The sequence below is a fragment of the Exiguobacterium sp. s132 genome, from assembly GCF_018617235.1.
GTDB lineage: Bacteria > Bacillota > Bacilli > Exiguobacteriales > Exiguobacteriaceae > Exiguobacterium > Exiguobacterium profundum.
The window spans coordinates 153,574-170,915 of the sequence record NZ_JACSJU010000001.1 but is presented as its reverse complement, the minus strand read 5'-3'; the positions used below and the strand labels follow the sequence as shown (position 1 = coordinate 170,915).

General features: G+C 35.5%; 14 protein-coding genes and 1 pseudogene. 7 read left to right on the top strand and 8 right to left on the bottom strand.

Going from position 1 to position 17,342, the window contains the following annotated elements; genetic code table 11:
- The 3 genes from KNO78_RS00870 (at position 1) to KNO78_RS00860 (ending at position 2,979) form a co-directional block, all read left to right on the top strand.
- On the top strand, positions 1-1,119 hold the full coding sequence (locus tag KNO78_RS00870; protein ID WP_214691171.1) for a cysteine desulfurase family protein: 1,119 nt from the start codon (positions 1-3) through the stop codon (positions 1,117-1,119).
- A gap of 90 nt (positions 1,120-1,209) precedes the next feature.
- Positions 1,210-1,716, top strand: coding sequence for a hypothetical protein (locus KNO78_RS00865; RefSeq protein WP_214691172.1), 507 nt, complete (start codon positions 1,210-1,212; stop codon positions 1,714-1,716).
- Positions 1,717-1,728: 12 nt separating this feature from the next.
- A complete protein-coding gene (locus KNO78_RS00860) occupies positions 1,729-2,979 on the top strand; it encodes a DNA sulfur modification protein DndB (RefSeq protein ID WP_214691173.1) in 1,251 nt (416 codons plus the stop codon).
- A gap of 68 nt (positions 2,980-3,047) precedes the next feature.
- Here KNO78_RS00860 and KNO78_RS00855 read toward each other — a convergent pair whose 3' ends face one another.
- The 6 genes and pseudogenes from KNO78_RS00855 to dptF form a co-directional block, all read right to left on the bottom strand.
- Positions 3,048-3,275 carry an IS3 family transposase gene (locus KNO78_RS00855; protein ID WP_214691174.1) on the bottom strand — a complete coding sequence of 76 codons (228 nt, stop codon included), beginning with the start codon at positions 3,273-3,275 and terminating at the stop codon, positions 3,048-3,050.
- 784 nt (positions 3,276-4,059) lie between these two features.
- Positions 4,060-4,191, bottom strand: a complete 132-nt coding sequence (locus tag KNO78_RS15600; RefSeq protein ID WP_256443641.1) for a hypothetical protein — start codon at positions 4,189-4,191, stop codon at positions 4,060-4,062.
- 206 nt (positions 4,192-4,397) lie between these two features.
- Positions 4,398-4,526 (bottom strand): annotated as a pseudogene (locus KNO78_RS00850) (helix-turn-helix domain-containing protein); the annotation flags it as partial.
- Positions 4,527-4,674: 148 nt separating this feature from the next.
- On the bottom strand, positions 4,675-8,703 hold the full coding sequence (dptH, locus tag KNO78_RS00845) for a DNA phosphorothioation-dependent restriction protein DptH (RefSeq protein ID WP_214691176.1): 4,029 nt from the start codon (positions 8,701-8,703) through the stop codon (positions 4,675-4,677).
- A complete protein-coding gene (dptG, locus tag KNO78_RS00840; RefSeq protein ID WP_214691177.1) occupies positions 8,684-10,093 on the bottom strand; it encodes a DNA phosphorothioation-dependent restriction protein DptG in 1,410 nt (469 codons plus the stop codon). Before dptG ends, dptH begins: the two co-directional genes overlap by 20 nt.
- A gap of 22 nt (positions 10,094-10,115) precedes the next feature.
- Complete coding sequence (gene dptF, locus KNO78_RS00835) at positions 10,116-12,437, bottom strand: DNA phosphorothioation-dependent restriction protein DptF (protein WP_214691178.1); 2,322 nt, start codon at positions 12,435-12,437, stop codon at positions 10,116-10,118.
- A 111-nt stretch (positions 12,438-12,548) separates the two neighbouring features.
- On the opposite strand from dptF, the gene KNO78_RS00830 reads away from it, so the two are divergent.
- Genes KNO78_RS00830 through KNO78_RS00815 form a run of 4 tightly spaced genes read left to right on the top strand, consistent with a single transcriptional unit; the run spans position 12,549 to position 16,630 of the window.
- Entirely contained in the window at positions 12,549-13,937 is a 1,389-nt protein-coding gene (locus tag KNO78_RS00830) for a DNA phosphorothioation system restriction enzyme (RefSeq protein ID WP_214691179.1), read from the top strand.
- A 20-nt stretch (positions 13,938-13,957) separates the two neighbouring features.
- Complete coding sequence (locus KNO78_RS00825; protein WP_041917995.1) at positions 13,958-14,146, top strand: hypothetical protein; 189 nt, start codon at positions 13,958-13,960, stop codon at positions 14,144-14,146.
- Position 14,147: 1 nt separating this feature from the next.
- Entirely contained in the window at positions 14,148-16,166 is a 2,019-nt protein-coding gene (locus KNO78_RS00820; RefSeq protein WP_214691180.1) for an AAA family ATPase, read from the top strand.
- The gene (locus tag KNO78_RS00815; protein ID WP_015881057.1) at positions 16,166-16,630 is read left to right on the top strand and encodes a hypothetical protein; all 465 of its coding nucleotides are present in this window, start codon (positions 16,166-16,168) and stop codon (positions 16,628-16,630) included. The genes KNO78_RS00820 and KNO78_RS00815 overlap by 1 nt, the downstream gene beginning before the upstream one ends.
- 44 nt (positions 16,631-16,674) lie before the next feature.
- Here the strand turns inward: KNO78_RS00815 and KNO78_RS00810 are convergent, their stop codons facing one another.
- Complete coding sequence (locus tag KNO78_RS00810) at positions 16,675-16,995, bottom strand: nucleoside triphosphate pyrophosphohydrolase (protein WP_214691181.1); 321 nt, start codon at positions 16,993-16,995, stop codon at positions 16,675-16,677.
- Between the two features lie 12 nt (positions 16,996-17,007).
- A complete protein-coding gene (locus KNO78_RS00805) occupies positions 17,008-17,211 on the bottom strand; it encodes a hypothetical protein (RefSeq protein ID WP_214691182.1) in 204 nt (67 codons plus the stop codon).
- Between the last annotated feature and the right edge of the window lie 131 nt (positions 17,212-17,342).

Below are 17,342 nucleotides of genomic sequence, written 5' to 3'. Positions count from 1 at the left end.
ATGCTTTATCTAGACAACAGCTCAACGACACCTGTGTATCCAGAAGTACTTGAAGAGATGCTCCCCTATTTTCTTGAAGAGTTCGGGAATCCTTCGAGCAAGTATTATTCACTGGCAGAAAACTCTAAGAACGCTGTTGAACATGCTCGAGAACAGTTAGGTAAATTTCTTAACTGTTCTTCTACCGAGCTGTATTTTACTTCGGGAGCGACCGAAAGTAACAACTGGATTTTAAAGAGTGTTAGTTCAACTTTACCGGACCATCAAGTGATTACCACGGTAGCCGAACATTCATCTAATTTAGAAATCGCAAAGTATTTAAATGAGCAACTGAATATTCACGTTGAATACTTGTCAGTCGATCAATTTGGTAGAATCAATTTTTCTGAATTAGAGTCTTTACTAAAAAAACGCCCTACTTCACTCGTTTCAATCATTTGGGGAAATAACGAGTTAGGGTCGTTAAATGACATTAAGAGAGCTTCTGAACTAGTTGCTCAATATGGTGCGCTCTTTCACACCGATGCCACACATGTCGTCGGAAAGATGAGAATCGACCTGTCAGAACTGACGAACGTTCATTTCTTATCAGCTTCTGCGCATAAGTTCAACGGTCCAAAAGGTATTGGAATTGCTTATTTGAAAAAAGATGAGGACGGGATTCCAAGAAAATTGACACCACTTATTCATGGTGGTGGCCAAGAGCAAGGCATTCGAGGCGGGACTCTTGCTGTTCCTCTAATTGTGGGAATGGGAAAAGCAGCTGAAATGCATCAGGCATCCTTGTCTAAGAACATTCAGAAATTGCAAAAACTTGAACATCAGTTGGTTCAACTTTTATCTCAAAAATTTGGATCGAACATACGCTTCAATAGTGATCATACTGATAAAATACCGGGAATTGTGAATGTTCAATTTATCGGGATTAATAATGAAGTACTTGTGAAACAGCTAGCACCTGTCATGGCGGTCTCAACTGGATCTGCATGTAGCTCCAGTAAACCAAGCCATGTACTTCAAGCGATTGGATTGTCATTAGATGAAGTACGATCATCCATTCGATTTTCCCTATCGTCAAACATTGAACCAAAAGATTTAGAGATTTTTAATCAACTATAAATAGCTAAGTCTTTTTTTAAAATATCCACCACTTAAATCATATAATCATTACTTACTTATCATACCAAAAAAAGGAAGAGGTATTTACAGATGGAAGCTTTTGATTATCTAAGTAAAAAAAGACTTCAAATACATTTAGCAATCCCAACTATTTCGGAACCAGAAGGACTTGCTGTTAACTATAATTTAGAAACATTAGAGTGGAAAGAAATTAAATTTTTAGACGATACTGGCGAAAACTTCCACAGTCAAATTAATAATATTCCAAACAATACTGGCGGCCTTTATATGTTTCAAGTTAAGTCCGATATATTACCAGAATTAGTTAAATACCCTCTTTACATTGGACGAGCGAGAAATTCTGATGGTAATTATAGTTTAAGGTCTAGATGCAAAACATACAAAAACGCTACAACTAGACCGAAAATTAAACGAATGGTAGATACATGGGGACCACATCTCTATATATACTACACTGAACTTTCAGATAATCAACTAATTGATGATCTTGAAAAATGGTTAATTGGAACAATTTTGCCCGAGTTTAACTCTCGCATTGATAACGTTTCCATCAAAGATGCTGTGAAAATGTTTTAAAAGGAGAAAAATATGACTAAAATGCGACTACCAGCCCTTAATTTACGGATGGGTGATTGGAATTATTATAGTTCTACAATGACGTTTGAAGAAATTTCAACTAATGTTCGTAAAATTGATAATCAATTACATAAGTCTGAGAGACTGAGTGAACTCATACAAAGAAGCATCACAGAAAATTATATCAACATAAAAAAATATATTGATACTCATGAAGACAGATTTTTCAACTCAATTGTTTTAGCAGTTTACGAAGGAGATCCTCAATTTTTAGAAATTGATTTTGAGCATGAAAATGTGAGATATGGTCAAATGGGACTTTTAGATTTTACAGGACATGAAATTATTTTCCCAGTCGACGGGCAACATCGAGTAGAGGGAATAAAGGCAGCTTTAGATGATAATAGTAATTTAAAAGATAATCAAATCTCAGTAATTTTTATTGGTCATAGTAATACACCAGAAGGATTAAAAAGAACTAGAAGGTTATTTACTACACTGAATAGATATGCCAAACCAGTAAAAAAGAGTGATATTATCGCACTGGATGAAGACGATTTAGTAGCTATCACAACTAGATATCTGGTTGATAATCATGACCTCTTTAATGGGAAAAAAATTAGTTTAGAGCGTACTTTACAAGAAAATGATCAAATATCTTTTACCACAATTGAAACTCTATATGATTGTAACAACTTTTTGTTAAGTAATTTTTTGAAAGATAAAGGTATAACAAAAAAAAATTCGGATTTTAAAACAAGTCGTCCATCGGATTCAATAATAAGAGAATTTCAAAATTATTGTATATCTTTTTGGAATCATGTAACGTCTAGCTTTGATATATTGGATAACTATGCTAATAGTTCAGAGGAGTATCCCGCTGCAGAATTTCGTAATCGAAATGGTGGTAATCTATTATTTAGACCAGTAGGACTTTCATCATTCATTAAGTCAGTTTCAAATATAAAACAAATGCATGATTCGATAACATACTCAGAAATCCTAGGTTGTTATAGTGACGTACAGATGAATATGAGTTGCTATCCGTGGAAAGGAGTTATTTGGAATGAGCAAGATAATAAAATGATTCTTAATAATAAAACTCCTCTAAACTTAATTAATTTATTTATATTTGAGAAAAAAAATAATAACTCAACTCTCACATCCGGACAAAGAGAACAACTTATAGAAAGGCTATCAACTTTACTTTCTTTGACCAAAGACGAAGTAAATGCGGTACTAGATGACTTAATTTCAAATTAATTTATATTATATCAAAAAGCTTTGTAGTAGACTGACATAGCGATATGAGAACATATAAAACACCTTGGTTAGGCTGCTTGTACACCGTATTTTAATGGTATCAGGTAGCCTAATTTTTCTTTAATCCGTTCCTCGTTACAGTAATTCAAATAGTGTGTCACCAGTTCGTAGACCTCGTGATCTTCGAGTGAGTTGAATTTGACGTACTGGAACTCCTCAGACTTCAAGTTTGAATAGAATGACTCAATCACCGCTTTGTCCCAACAATGGCCTCTACGGGACATAATGCTGACCAAGCGATTCCTCTTCACAACTCTTGGAAGGGATAGGACGTATAGACACTTCCCTGATCGGAATGGATGATGACCCCTTAGGGATGGTCCTGGTTCACTAGCGCCATCTTTAACGTATCCTTGATGAGGGGCGTCTGTTGGTGCTCCTATATCTTGTAGGCGACAATCTCATTGTTGAATAGGTCCATGATGGTAGAGTGATATTTCGTCGTACTGCCGTATTGGATATAGGTGATGTCCGTCACCCACTTCTAATTCGGTCCACTGGTCGTGAAGTCTCGCTGGAGAAGGTCGGGGGCTAAGATAACACGCTCGCCCTACGATTTCCAAATGTGCTTGGGTTTAATCCGGCACTGGAGATAGTACTTCTTCATGATTCGGTGTTCCGATTGACTGACAACCGATAGGTTTGCTCTAACAGGATCTTGATTTTCCAGTGCCCGTTTCGATACTTCGACAGCTTAAAGAGTTCGATGATCGCCTCTTCTAGCACCTAAGGGGCTTCACGACTCCCTTCACGTACCAACGCACGCGGCACGCCTAGCATATTCAGAATGCTCGTGACAGTATATTTTTTCCTCATAAGTTTAACGATTTTCAGAACGACCTCTTTTTCAACTCGCTTTCGATTTCCATGTACTTTTTAAGATGTCGTTCTCTATCTTCAGATGAGACAGTTATCGTTCCTTCTTGTCGTCCTTACTCGCGGATTCAGGACAGTGCGCATAGGTATTCTGTTTCCCGCTCTGTTGGTCGAACCAATAGAGTTCGATTAATCGATACCATCTCATCCACGTATCGATTTGAGATTTGTTTTGCCCCCGTGTTTCTCCATGATTTCTCTCGTCGTCAACTCACCGTTCAGTTTGTATTTCACGACCGCCCATAAAACTTCGCTTGAATATACGTTTTTGCCCATACAAAAACACCTCCGTTACTAGTACTTTTTTCAAGTGTACCACTCCGAAGATGTTTTTATATTGTCTCAATAATTTAGATTAGCCCATAGAAACGTATACACCACAACGCTTTTTATTATGACAGTTTGTCAAATTAAGCGTCACAGTTCTTCTTTTGCATCTCATGATGCTGTCCGGCGTTGATCACGTTGTAGGAAGGATTTCATTTCAGCTCACGTGAAATTGTAGACGGCTGACATCCTAGATGCTTAGAAATCTTTCGAATTGAAAATCCAAATTCGAGATAGGTTTCTATTTTGACTCTTTCTGATGTGGTAACATGAACATTGTTCATAACGAATCCTCCGTTGAATAAGGTGTGGTAACTTTATTCTACACGAGGTCGTTATGAGTTTTTTTTAATAGGGTGTTGTACTCAGTATTACAATTCATCTTATACTAAAAATTAATTACTTTTCATTTTCTTAACAGAAAATGAATTTCTAAATGTATATTTCAGAAAGCATTTCTTCTCTTGGAATATCCTTTTTCCCATCTATAATTGACTGCCGGATTTCTTCAATCGAATACGATCCACCACTTATACCATACTGCTCTGGTAAATTAAGCAACAGAATGTCGTCTTCAACACGTTCAATAGACGAAGTTGTTTCTTCTGTTCTAAATGAAACGACAACACCTTTATTAAAGTACTCGGTTAATTCATTCGAAATTTCATAATCGCCCTTCATCAGTCTTTCGATAACGGAAAGTCTTTCCTGTTCAAAGTCATAATTTTGTTTTCTCTCGCTCCACAACTTTCCTTCAAATAGTTTTTTAGCATTTGCTAAGAAAAGATGTGCAAAGAACATACGATAGTATTGTTGAGAGAATGTAGTTTCTGCTTCCCCCACACCTAATTCTAAATCAAAGAGAGCTTTCGTTCGAACAACTTGGTTTCTAGCTTTATCTATGACATTACTCAAGTTTCTACCGATTTTTACTTCAATTGGATAGAAGTGCATTTTTAACTTACCGTCCGTTTCCTGCATCCCAATCAACAGTAAATCATCTGAGTAACTACCTGACTTACCTAACGCTTTCACAGTGAAAGGTGAATTCGCGTGGTTTAACCCAATTGCTTTCGCCACTCGTAAAATTTCCTCAAGAGAGATTGGGACCCAAGTAATATCATCGGTTGAAAACATCGCCAATGAATATTTAACGGCTGCCAATAAGCTGAATTTTTCACGACTCTTATGCACGTTACGAGCTGTTTCATTACTTAAACCTTGTTGAATCATTGAAAGTAGCCATTCTCCGTTGATCACATTGAACGTTTGAATGATTTCTTTAATACTCTCATCTGTATTCAAATCCGGTTTTTCATGATTCAAGTAATCTTTAATCACTGCCTGATATTGTGCTGTTTTCTTCGTAACTGTAATAGCATCATATCGGTAAGAAGAAGATTGATCATTATAATGAATGATAATCAATTCATTATCCGGGTTTCCTTGCTTAGAAGAAAAATAGCCTAAGTCGACAGTAGGTTCGATTAATGTAACCCAGTGTGAACTTTCATAGATATTTTGTAACTTATAACTATCGCGTGCATCTGTAATACTAGCTAGTGCTGTTACACCATGTGCAAATGAGCTACTCCCGTTATCTTTCATGTGTACGTTCAATTCATTAAATGATTTGGCACATCGTAATAACAAGTCTTCTTCCTCAATTGCATAACCTCGAAGACCAAACCCCATACTAAACTGACCATCTTTGACTGTCGGTGCAAGTGTCGAATACAAACCATTCATGGCATTACCACTCTTGATATACTCCATTTTGTCTGTGATTACTTGTTCTTCACCACTCATCTTATAGAAACTAATATGAGCATATTCAAAATCATTAGAAGATTTATTTTGAATGTGGTAGTGATTAATCAGCGACTGAATTTTCTCCGCTACTTCTTGCGGGGAGAGAATGAAGTTTTTCGGAATGAGTGCGTACAGATATTCGAACTGTTCCCAGTCATCTTCCATAAAATCTTTTGCAGCAAATTGATCGAAAGCACTTCTATATCGACCTGAATCAGAATAAAGTTTCACTTCTACGGGGATTACTATATCTCGATTTTTCTCATAACTATTCTTTAATTGACGGAACATCCATTCAACTATACCTTTCAGTACCATCTCATCATTACGAATTTCAATTACATTTAAATAAAGTGGTGCTCTAGCGATTTGATTTGTCTGATTAAAGAGTGACGTAAAATGATCGACAAACTGATTTAACTTTTCTTTGACTACTTCAGATAAAAAGCGGTCCGCTTCAGCCACGACAACCTCTTCTTTTACTCGATACACCATCCACTCTGGCAAATCTGATTGGGATTCTGCCTTGTAAGTTTTACCTTCAAACCATAGATATGGGGCTAATGCATCGGCTCGTAGACGTTTCAGTACACTTTCCGAGATTTCCTCTTCTCCAAGTTGCGTATTAAGTTCTAATTGAAATGCAACATTAATCGGATGGAATGGAGTAAAGTAAACAATTTGCTCTTTTTGATTATATAAGACACCTAATTTTAAGATTGAATGCCCCACTTCAAACAATCGATCTGCTTCTTGAATCGATTCAATCGCTTTTACATACGCTTGAACATAATTTAAAGCAACTCGTTTGTATTCATCATCCCAGTAAGCCAACATGGGTACAGTTTTTTTAATCTTGAAGTGGTTTAAGAACAGATTATACGCTTCTCTTAATTCATAATATGCTTTAAACTCCAATTCAATAGGACTGAGGACGCCTGCCGAAAGAATAGCAGTTTGCATACTTTGATTGACCCATTCCATTTCGAAGTCCAAGAAGTCTTTATACTCGTTTTGGGGATAGTAAATTTGATTCTTCAAAATCAATTTCTCATCCGCACTCAGTACAATTGATGCTCGCTTCTCACGTTTTTCTTTATACAACCGTATATTCGGAATCGGATGCGGTTTTGATGCATCGACACTTAATTTAATATTAATTGGTTGCGACTCTCCAACAACTAGCTGCATAAACTGATCGTCTTCAAACAAATCCTGATCAAAATGATACGTAATATTAGGCTCCTCGGATACTTTAACGAGAACTTGATCTTGGTAAATTGGTTCTTGTGAGCCGTCACCTAAGCGTAATTCACCTTCTTTATTGCCTAGTGTCAAATACTCGGTACCGTTCCCAGTTAAACGCTTCACTTCATAAGTTCCCGCATAATCCTTAAGAACTTCATTAGAGAATGGGAAAATCATAATATTTAGCTCTGAATATAATGTACTTTCATTTTTTACTTTGTACTTTATAGTACATTGCGCAGTATTTTGAACTTGATTTGAAGTTAGTGTCAAATAAAGATTGTTTGTCTTCACATTTGAAGTTACTTCAAGTAAAGGATTACAATACTCAATTTTGACTTGCGACTGTTCTAAGCTTTTCCGAACACCCTTACCCTCAATAAGATATTTAAACTTTAGATTAATTTCTCTTTCATGAGAAGGATTAAAAATTGCAATGTAACGTATGCGTTTTCCTGTCTTTGTCATTTTATGTGGCCGATCCCAAACCACTACCGAGGAATGCTCATTAACTTTTGTAACTTCATCAAGCTCAAATACTTTTTTATTCTTTTCTGCTTTGAGTTTAATTACTTCTTGCAATGTTAATTCATTCCAATGATCATGTTTAAGTTTATTGACACCTTGCTCGTTAAACTTTTTCGGTAATTGCGCCTCAGTCGTTTCATTAAAATGACTCTCTTGTACAAATTCATATAAATCTCGGTTCTCACGAAGTCGTTCACGAATCTCTTTTTTGGATGACGTTTGGATAAACGAATCAAGCTCCTGGTCGTGGAAAAACCTTAACTTTAGAAAATCTTTCTTTGAAAGTTCTGTTTTTTGCATGAGAGAAAGAATTTCTTCAAAATCAAAGAATGATACCCCTTTAAACGAGTTGAACTCTTCTTCGATTTCCTTCAAGTGAAAATTAATCACTTCAACCAATGCACCTTTATTGTCCGACATTTGCTTCAATTCATGCTTAAGTTCTTCTAAAATCTTTTGAGGATTTAACGGCATCCCTTCTTTTTGAAGATTTGCTCCACCACCATCAATACTATCAAGTTGCCCGTGATAAATAACAAGCAATGAGCGATTTAAACCTTCAGCTTCTTGTTCACTAACTAAATTTCGAAGTTTAACGAAGAAGTCAGGTTGAATTCCTTCGCTTTGAGTAGCAATGATTAACTCACTTGTCCCGTAGTCAATCGTAAACGTTTCATATTCAGTAACTCCGTTTAATTTATATTCAAAAGCTTTAACCTGATCTTTTGCTTCCTTCTCGAGATATTCCTTTAAATATTGAACATGGCTCTCTTCTTCGAGTTGCAAATAATACTTATCTCCAGGCTTAGGCGTGTTTACTAAAAAATGGCCATTTATTTTTTTCGTTACATACTCATAAAATTGGTTTGACATACTGTGCCTCCCCACTATCGCTCTTCTTATCGATAACATTAATTTTTTCTAGTAGTTGTAAAAGGGCAGTTGATGATTCGTTATCAAAGTTGATGCCTCTTTTACTTAATCTTTCTAATAGTTCTACAAATGTAATTCGGTCATTTTTACAACTTACAGCGCACATCAGAATTAACATCTCCTGGTTCAGAGACAATACATATCCAAGACGCCCACGACGCTTCGTAAAGTGCGATTTAGCAATATTTTTTGCATGATCTCCATAACGAGACTGCGCTTCTTTCGGAGTCGTCAGTTTCATCGCATTGAATAGTTGTTTAGCTGCTTCGTTAAAAGTTTGACTGTCATTCACATTGCTCTCTAAACCTGCATAAGTAAGAATTCGTTCAGTCTGCAAATCAATATCTTTCAAAAATTGAACCTGATCTGTAGCACTAAGGATAGTAAAATGTTGAAAAATTTCATCATATGTCATGATTTTTGATTTCTCATTCTCTAATGATTGGTTAACAGAGTTACAACTCAACTGAGCCATCGTCAACTCATGAACAAATAAATTTTCACTCGCACTCGTCAACAGTCCCATCCCCGAGTTCATCGTTTTTCTTCTTGAAGTAACAGTCGTCTCGTTATGAATTGTGTAGTACATTTTCGATGGATGATTCCAGTTAGACGTCTCGAAGTTATTAATTTTCACTGTTGTTTGAGAAACAATATAGTGTAGGTAATACTTTAATAAATTATTAATTTCTTTCAAAAAGTATTGCGGATGCTCAGCTAAATAGACAAAATCTTCTCCTAATAGTTTTATTGGTAATGAAGAATAAAGAGCATGCTCGGCTTTATATTCTTTGTTCGTTAGACTCGGTAATAAATTTACAATCATCTTGTCTAACAGAGTTTCATTTTGGCCTGCTTTAAAAACCTGTTTAATCTTTTCGATTTCTCCTTCATCTAACGCATGTTGCGTCAAATCCGCTAGAAAAGTACCCAACTTCTTTTTCGTTGCAGGATTGCCTTGGATGTACATGAACATACTTGGATGAGTAACGTTCAACCCTCCATCCCGTTGTAACAGTAATTCACTAAAGAAAGTATGAATTTCATCTTCATGCTCAGGTTGATTCTCGACTCGCTCTAGTACACCTTCTAACAGATAATCCGTATTGAAAGACTTAGCTGACAGTTCTACATTCAGAAGTCTTCTAGAATAAGCACCGATTTCCTTTTCCCAATCGGAAAGAGCGTTTTTAATTGAATCGCTCTTTCCTGTTGTGAAAGGGAGTATTTGATAAAAATTCGAAGTTTGTCGCTTCGTTATTTTTTTCCGACTTTTGTCTAAGACAATAACTTGTTTTTCATCGAAAATTTTCTCTGGTAATAATCTCATTATTTACACCCGCTTTCACAACTTACATTTTACTAAATACGATTTTTTCTTCATTACTAAATGGATCTGCTTCTTGTTTTAAAACGAAGGTTTCTCCAGTTTGGACAACATAAATCAACACTTCTTCGTTATTTGTATTATGTGTACGAATCGCATTTGCGAATTCACTGAATCGAATGGCATCGTCGAAATCAATCTTAGAAGGTTGATATCCTTTATCTATTTTTGAAATTAAACTGAACATCTTATAATCGATTTCTAGCTTAATTCTTTGTTTGCGCTCACCCACTACAAATTGAATGAATAAGGAGTTTCTAAATTGAACCACTTGCTCTTCATTTTTTATCGCCATACTGATTGGATCCAATGTAAAACTAACTGGTTTTGCTATACGATAACGCTTTGAAATTTTTGCATTCGAATCAAACAAATAATTTTTTTGATCTTTTTTAAATCCAAACCATAACATAAGTGCATTCTCAAATTTCTCGTAGAGAGTTTTAAGTTCATATTTTTGACCAGTGTAATAAGCAAATAGATATTTTGAGAATGATTCAATCGTTGTCTGTGTAATATTCATTTCTCTCGGGTTAGACAAATAGAGTAGTCTTAGTAATGATTGTGTGTACTCGTTAACCAATTCACGATCTAATAGATCAAGTTCATATGTTTGACGAGTCAATTCGTCAAATCTAGAGATAAATCCACTCACATCTGACTCTAAATTGATTTGAAGAATGATTTCATCTATCTCTTTGGAACGAGAAGCAACCGGATCTTCATTTCTTAGCATGATTGATATAGGTGAGTCATTCTGAGCTGTAAATATTTTTTGATGAAGGCCATGTATAAGTAACGTCTCAAGTACAATTTTTTGTTTACTGATATTTGTCCAATTTCCTGGAATCATAATTTCGTATATTAAGTTAAAAAATTGGCGCATAGATAAAACTGCTTTTTCTTTTAAAAGAGAACTTGCGATGATGTTTACGAAGTTGCGTTTCACTTGTTGATTACCCATAAGTAAAAAATTGCGATGGATAATCGAATCGATCCCTCTCTTTACATCTTCTTGATAGGCCAAATAAAATGGGTTTTCTTCATTTTGATCGAACATTTTTGATAAAATACCCATTAAGAAATTCGATTCTACGCCGCCTTTAGTAAGTTCATACATTGGATAATCTGAGAAACTGACCATGGAAAAATGATCATGTTGCGTTGCTTGGGAGATCTCATTCTCAAAAATACCTGATTGCTCAATATATGAAATCAATGAATTGAACGTGTAATGATTATCGAATGAACTCACGAAGTCATATAAAAATTTATGTAATACCCCTAAGTTGATCGCCAGTACAAACTCTTCCGAACCTTCATTCAGGTGCTGATCGGAAAATGGAATTAATTTTTCAAGTAAAGTCTCCATTGCAGTCTTACGAGGAGAAAGACTTTCTGTCGCATCATTCCAAATTTTATTTTTATATCGATTCATCAGTTCAGGTTCTGCCGATTGAAGATGTGAAAGAATATGCGATTTTCCATCCCCTACACTACCAATTAATAGCGTTAATCGTTTTTGGGCAGGTTGCTGAAGCATCTGAATTAATTTCTTTTCGATCGGGCGTTCTACGTGTAAATACTGCTTTAATGAACTCAATGGGAGTTCTGCACTTTCAACCGCCTCTTTTGAAGATTCATTTAATCTTGACATCAGGTTATACAAATAGCTTTCGCCATCTGTTTCAATTTGAGGTAAAAAATCAAATAGCTTATTTGTTTCTTTTTTCTCTCCCACGATTCTTTTTTCAATAGGATCTTCTTTTGTTGAAGCAGAACTGAGTGCTTTTAATTTTTCTTCTAGTTGCGCTTCCAAGATTTTTAAGATATCATCATGCCCTCGATCACTGTTCTTTTCAGCTGGATGAGTCGGTGGAGCGTATCTAGGTATAGATGGTGGGTTTTCATAACTAAGGACATAAGACTCAACAATGTTGTATAAACTCGACCAGATTTTCGGTAGAATTTCATGCGCCTCTTTAGTGAACAATTCATGTGCAGCACTGTTTCCGTTTCTTCGAACGTAATGAAGATCCGAAGCCAATTCGCGGTCGATGATTTCTTCAGACTGTAACAAACGAATGTTATCATTTAAGTTGTATGTATTTTGCAAACCACTTACTTCTAGCCATTCATTCACGATTGCTTCAATCATTTTTCTGGCATTTAGAAGAGCAAAGTCTGTTTCTTTAGAATAATATTTATCTTCTACAATCTGGGCCAACTCTTCCGCTTTTGGATTAATTGGTTTTAGAAATGAGAAAAAGTATTCCATGTTATTCATTCCTTTCAATCACCTTGATAACTTTTTTATTAACTATATTCTTTATTATATCTATAATAAGGGTATATGGTAGGTTTTACCTACTCCTATATATGATAAAGGAGCTATTATATGGATTCAAGAATTCTATTCCCTTCTTTACCAAAATGGTTCACTCCACGAGACTATCAATTGGAAGCTATACAAAAGTGGTCTGAAAACGACTACCGCGGTTTACTAGAGATGGCTACGGGTACTGGAAAAACATTAACCGCTCTCACAGCCATAACAAAACGGCATGAAGAAACGAATCGGTTAGCAATCATCATTTTATGTCCTTATCAACATTTAGTAGATCAATGGGCGAAGGATGCTGAATCCTTTGGGATGAATCCAGTTCTATGCTATGGTTCAAAATCTCAATGGACATCAATTCTATCTGGAAAAATCACTCAATATAATTTTAAAATACAAAATTTTATATGTGTAATTACTACGAATAGCACATTTAAAAATGTTCATTTTCAAGCTCAACTTAATCGAATTACGGATGGCGGAATGATTGTTGCCGATGAGGCGCATAATTTAGGTACAAAGCAATCGCTTCAATCGCTTCCTACAGCTTTTAAAAATCGATTAGCACTTAGTGCAACTCCAATTCGACACCATGATGGTAGCGGAACTGAACAGTTATTAAATTATTTTGGTGGGTCAATATATAAGTTTACTTTGGAAGAAGCGATTAAAAAAGGGTTTTTAACAAAGTATTATTACTACCCACACCTAGTCTCCCTTACAGAAGATGAACTGGAAATTTATCATGAGCTTACGAATAAAATTTCAAAATTAGTTAATCTATCTGACCAACAATCAATTGAATCGACCGGAAGTACTACTGGGCTACTTGAAATGTTGTTAATTAAGCGCGCTCGATTAATTAATTCAGCTAAGCAAAAAGATATTTTGTTAAAGAAACAACTGAGTATGCAAGAAACTCTTGACCACACTATAGTGTATTGCGGAGACCATTCTATAGAGGACCAACGTCATGTAGATCATATTACACAATTTTTAAACGAAGATTTGAACATATCAGCGAAAACTTTTACCTCAACTGAATCGAAAGAACTTCGACAGATTCTGTTAAAGGAGTTTTCAGAGAACGCGATTCAAGCGCTTGTTGCTATCCGATGTCTAGATGAAGGAGTAGATGTTCCTTCTGCTGAGACTGCTTATATTTTGGCTAGCACAACCAATCCAAAAGAGTTCATTCAACGTCGTGGACGAATTTTACGTAAACATCCTGGAAAAGAATATGCGTATATTCATGATTACATTGTCATTCCACGTCCTTTGACAGAAATTGATTTACTAACTGACAAAGAATTTAATATTGAACGCCGGTTATTGATGAATGAGTTAAAAAGGGTAAATGAGTTCGCATCAATATCTGAAAATCATTACCAAGCACTACAAGTTTTAAATCCTATAAAAGAGGCATTTAATCTAGTCGATCTATAACCAATTGAGAGGTGAACATGATGAGTCAAAACCATTCAAACAGCGAAAATGATGTGTATGCACTGTTAAGCGAGTTATCCGAAACAGAACAACAAATTCTACAAAATATCATTCGCTTAGAAAAAGATTATTTAGATAAAGAAGGTTCATTCACTGCTGCGCAATTACCTGATGAATTTTCTAAATTAATCAAAAAGGAGTTTATCTGACATGATTCTCAAGCAAGTAATCATTGAAAACTTCCGTCAATATTATGGGCAGAATACGATTGAATTTGCACACGGATCAAGCAAAAATGTTACTGTCATCCACGGTGAAAATGGAAGCGGTAAAACAGCATTACTTACAGCTTTGATTTGGGGATTTTATGGACGAGAACTTAAATTACCGAATCCTGAGTCTATTTTTAATAATAAAGCTGTTCAAGAAAATACAAACAATAAAAATGACTTAATCACAGCGGTACAAATTAAATTTGAACATAACGATTATGAATACGAACTACGTCGTATGTTATACGCGAAGTTTGATTCTGAGCACAATATTCTTAATTTGCCAAAGAATAAAACAATCAATCAAAAAGTTGAATTGACTAAACGGAATGTAGCTACAAATCAATCTACTAAAATTAGAGATATCTCATTCGAAATTAATCGCATTTTACCGTATAAATTGCATACGTTCTTCTTCTTTGACGGTGAACGAATGGACCATTTAGGAAAGAAAGAAGCTTATTCGGAAATTCGTGATTCCATTAAGAGAATGATGGGATTGGAGTTATTCGATAACTCTATTGAACATTTAAGTAAAACTATAATTAAACTTCGCGACGAAGTATCTAAAAATGTAAAAAGTGAATTGAGCGACAAGTACTTGCGCATAAATCAACTTGAAGATGAAAAAATAAAGAAGAAACAGCAACTTACTGAAACAAGACAAGAACTTTCGGCTGCCCAAAGTGAATTGAAAAGTATTGAAAATGCTTTACGTAACGGTGAAGAAACGAGAACCTTTCAAGTCACACGTGATCACTTAGTTGAGTCAATTAAAGAAACGAAAAATGCATTTGATGAGAAATTAAATGAGTTGAGAATCCTACTTTCCCGCTCAAGTCACTTAGCTTTTTCAACCTTACCAATGAAAAGATTCCAGCGCATTGCATCTACAAATGACCAGGATTCAATTGAAAAATTGATTCATCCTGATTTGATTCCTTCTTTAGTGTCGAAAGGGAAATGTTTGTGTGGACAAGAACTTGAGACAACATCAATTGCATCATTAGAAAAAGTTCAGCAAGAGGTCTTAAATTTATCGAGTTCAAAAAATGAAATGGATCAACTTTATTTCCGCTTAAGTGGTTGGGAAGTTGCTAGAACCCATTTTTACACAGAAATGAGACGACTCGTTAGTGAACGTGAAGAATTGAGAGAAAACCTTAGAGGATTGGAAGACGAGTTACGAGAAATTGAGGAACGTATGAAAGCAAGTTCACGCAATATCGAAAATTCATCCAATTTAATCGAGAGAGAATCCTCGATTCGAACTGCAATCGTTAAAGCAGAGGCTGCTATAGAAAGTTTACTTCGATCAATTGAGGAAATTTCAAAAGAAGAAGAGTTATTAAATAAAGAGGTCAGTAAACTGACTAAAGCAGAAGAAAGACAATTAAAACTTCAACTTGCTCTAGAGTCTGCTACGAAAGTGAAAAACACTTTGATTGGGCTTTTAAAGCTCAGAGAATCCCAAGTAAAAACCGAATTAGAAGAAAAAATCAAACTAACCTATTCTCAGTTATTACGAAAAGACTATCCAATCTCACTTACTGATAATTACGAACTTCTCGTTTCAGATGTAAACGGAGGAAGTATTGGTTTATCTCAGGGAGAATCACAGATTACAAGTCTTGCTTTCATCGGTGCTATAGTAGATTTAACTAGGGAGTACAAAGACAGAGAAAAAGGTCACGCGTTAGATGAAGATTTAAAACTCGGAAATATTTTTCCACTTGTAATGGATTCTCCGTTTGGAGCACTCGATGCAGACCATCGTTCTCGCGTTGCAATAAATTTACCAAAATTATCAGATCAAATTGTTGTGATTGTATCTACTTCACAATGGCGTGGAGAAGTGGATGAAGCCATTAATCATCGGATTGGAAAATCATATAAATTACTCAATCATACAAATGAAGGCACTGGGGAATATACGGAAATTATGGAGGTAATGTAATGGCAAAGCGTTCCGTGCGTCGAGATAGTACACAAGATCATATGTATACAGCGTTAAAAGAAGACGCTCAACTTTTTGAAACCTATAAAGATGCTTTCATGGCAGCATTATTGTTCGGTTATAGCAATGAACGAAGAAAAAAAGTAAAACCCGGTCCTGAAATTTTACTTGGCATTTTTTCAGAACAAGATTTGCAATTCATGAAATTGATCATGCATTTAGAAAATACATTTGAACGTTTTTCAATCGAAAATGATTCTGAGGATGAGTCAGATGTGACACTCGAGAACTATGATATTATCGAGGAATACGCTGCTGGCGGATTAGATGCTCTTTATCAAGAGTTAGAAATGTTCTTAACCGACCCTGAGTCGGCGCAAAATGCTTACTTAGATTTAATGCTTAAATATGAACAAAAAGAATTCAATACCGAAGATTTAATCAATGAACTTCCATTTAATTAATAAAAATTGCCTACAAATTCTCACTCATTTGTAGGCGATTTTTATTAATCCAATACCTCTTCCAAAAACAGACCTTTCTCAAATCCGCCCTTTTGCTCACGTTTCTTTGCTCGAATCGATTCCATTTCTTCGAATGAGGCACCGTGCATCTTACCAAGAGCATACGCTAGTTCTAAAATATCAACCAATTCTTCCAAACATTCTTCGTCAATATTGGCATCTTCATACTCTTTCAACTCTTCGTATAGTTTCAATCTAGCATTTTCAAACTTCTCAGCTTGATTCAAGTGTTTAACGATCACTCGTTTCCCCTCTGCCTGAATTAATTCAGGCACTCGATCACGCACCAGCTTATTATATTTCACTTTCGATACCTCCTACTCCACCACCTCAAACGCCTTCACATACGCCACATGATCCAACATCACAATCAACTCGTCCTCAAATTGTACGAATCCATCGCTCGCATGCCGAAACGATTGGAAAATCGACTCCAATGCCTCATATCGTGTATCGGCTTCCACCATATACGTCAGCACTTCTTCGTTGATTAAATGGAATTCAATTTCGAATGATTTCATCTTCTCTCCTCCTCACTCTTCTATACCCGTTCCCCATTTGAAAAAAATACAGCTATACATTGGAATCTTTTTCCTATAATCTAAAATAGTCAGAATATTACGTACCCTTACATATTTTCACTAAATATTAG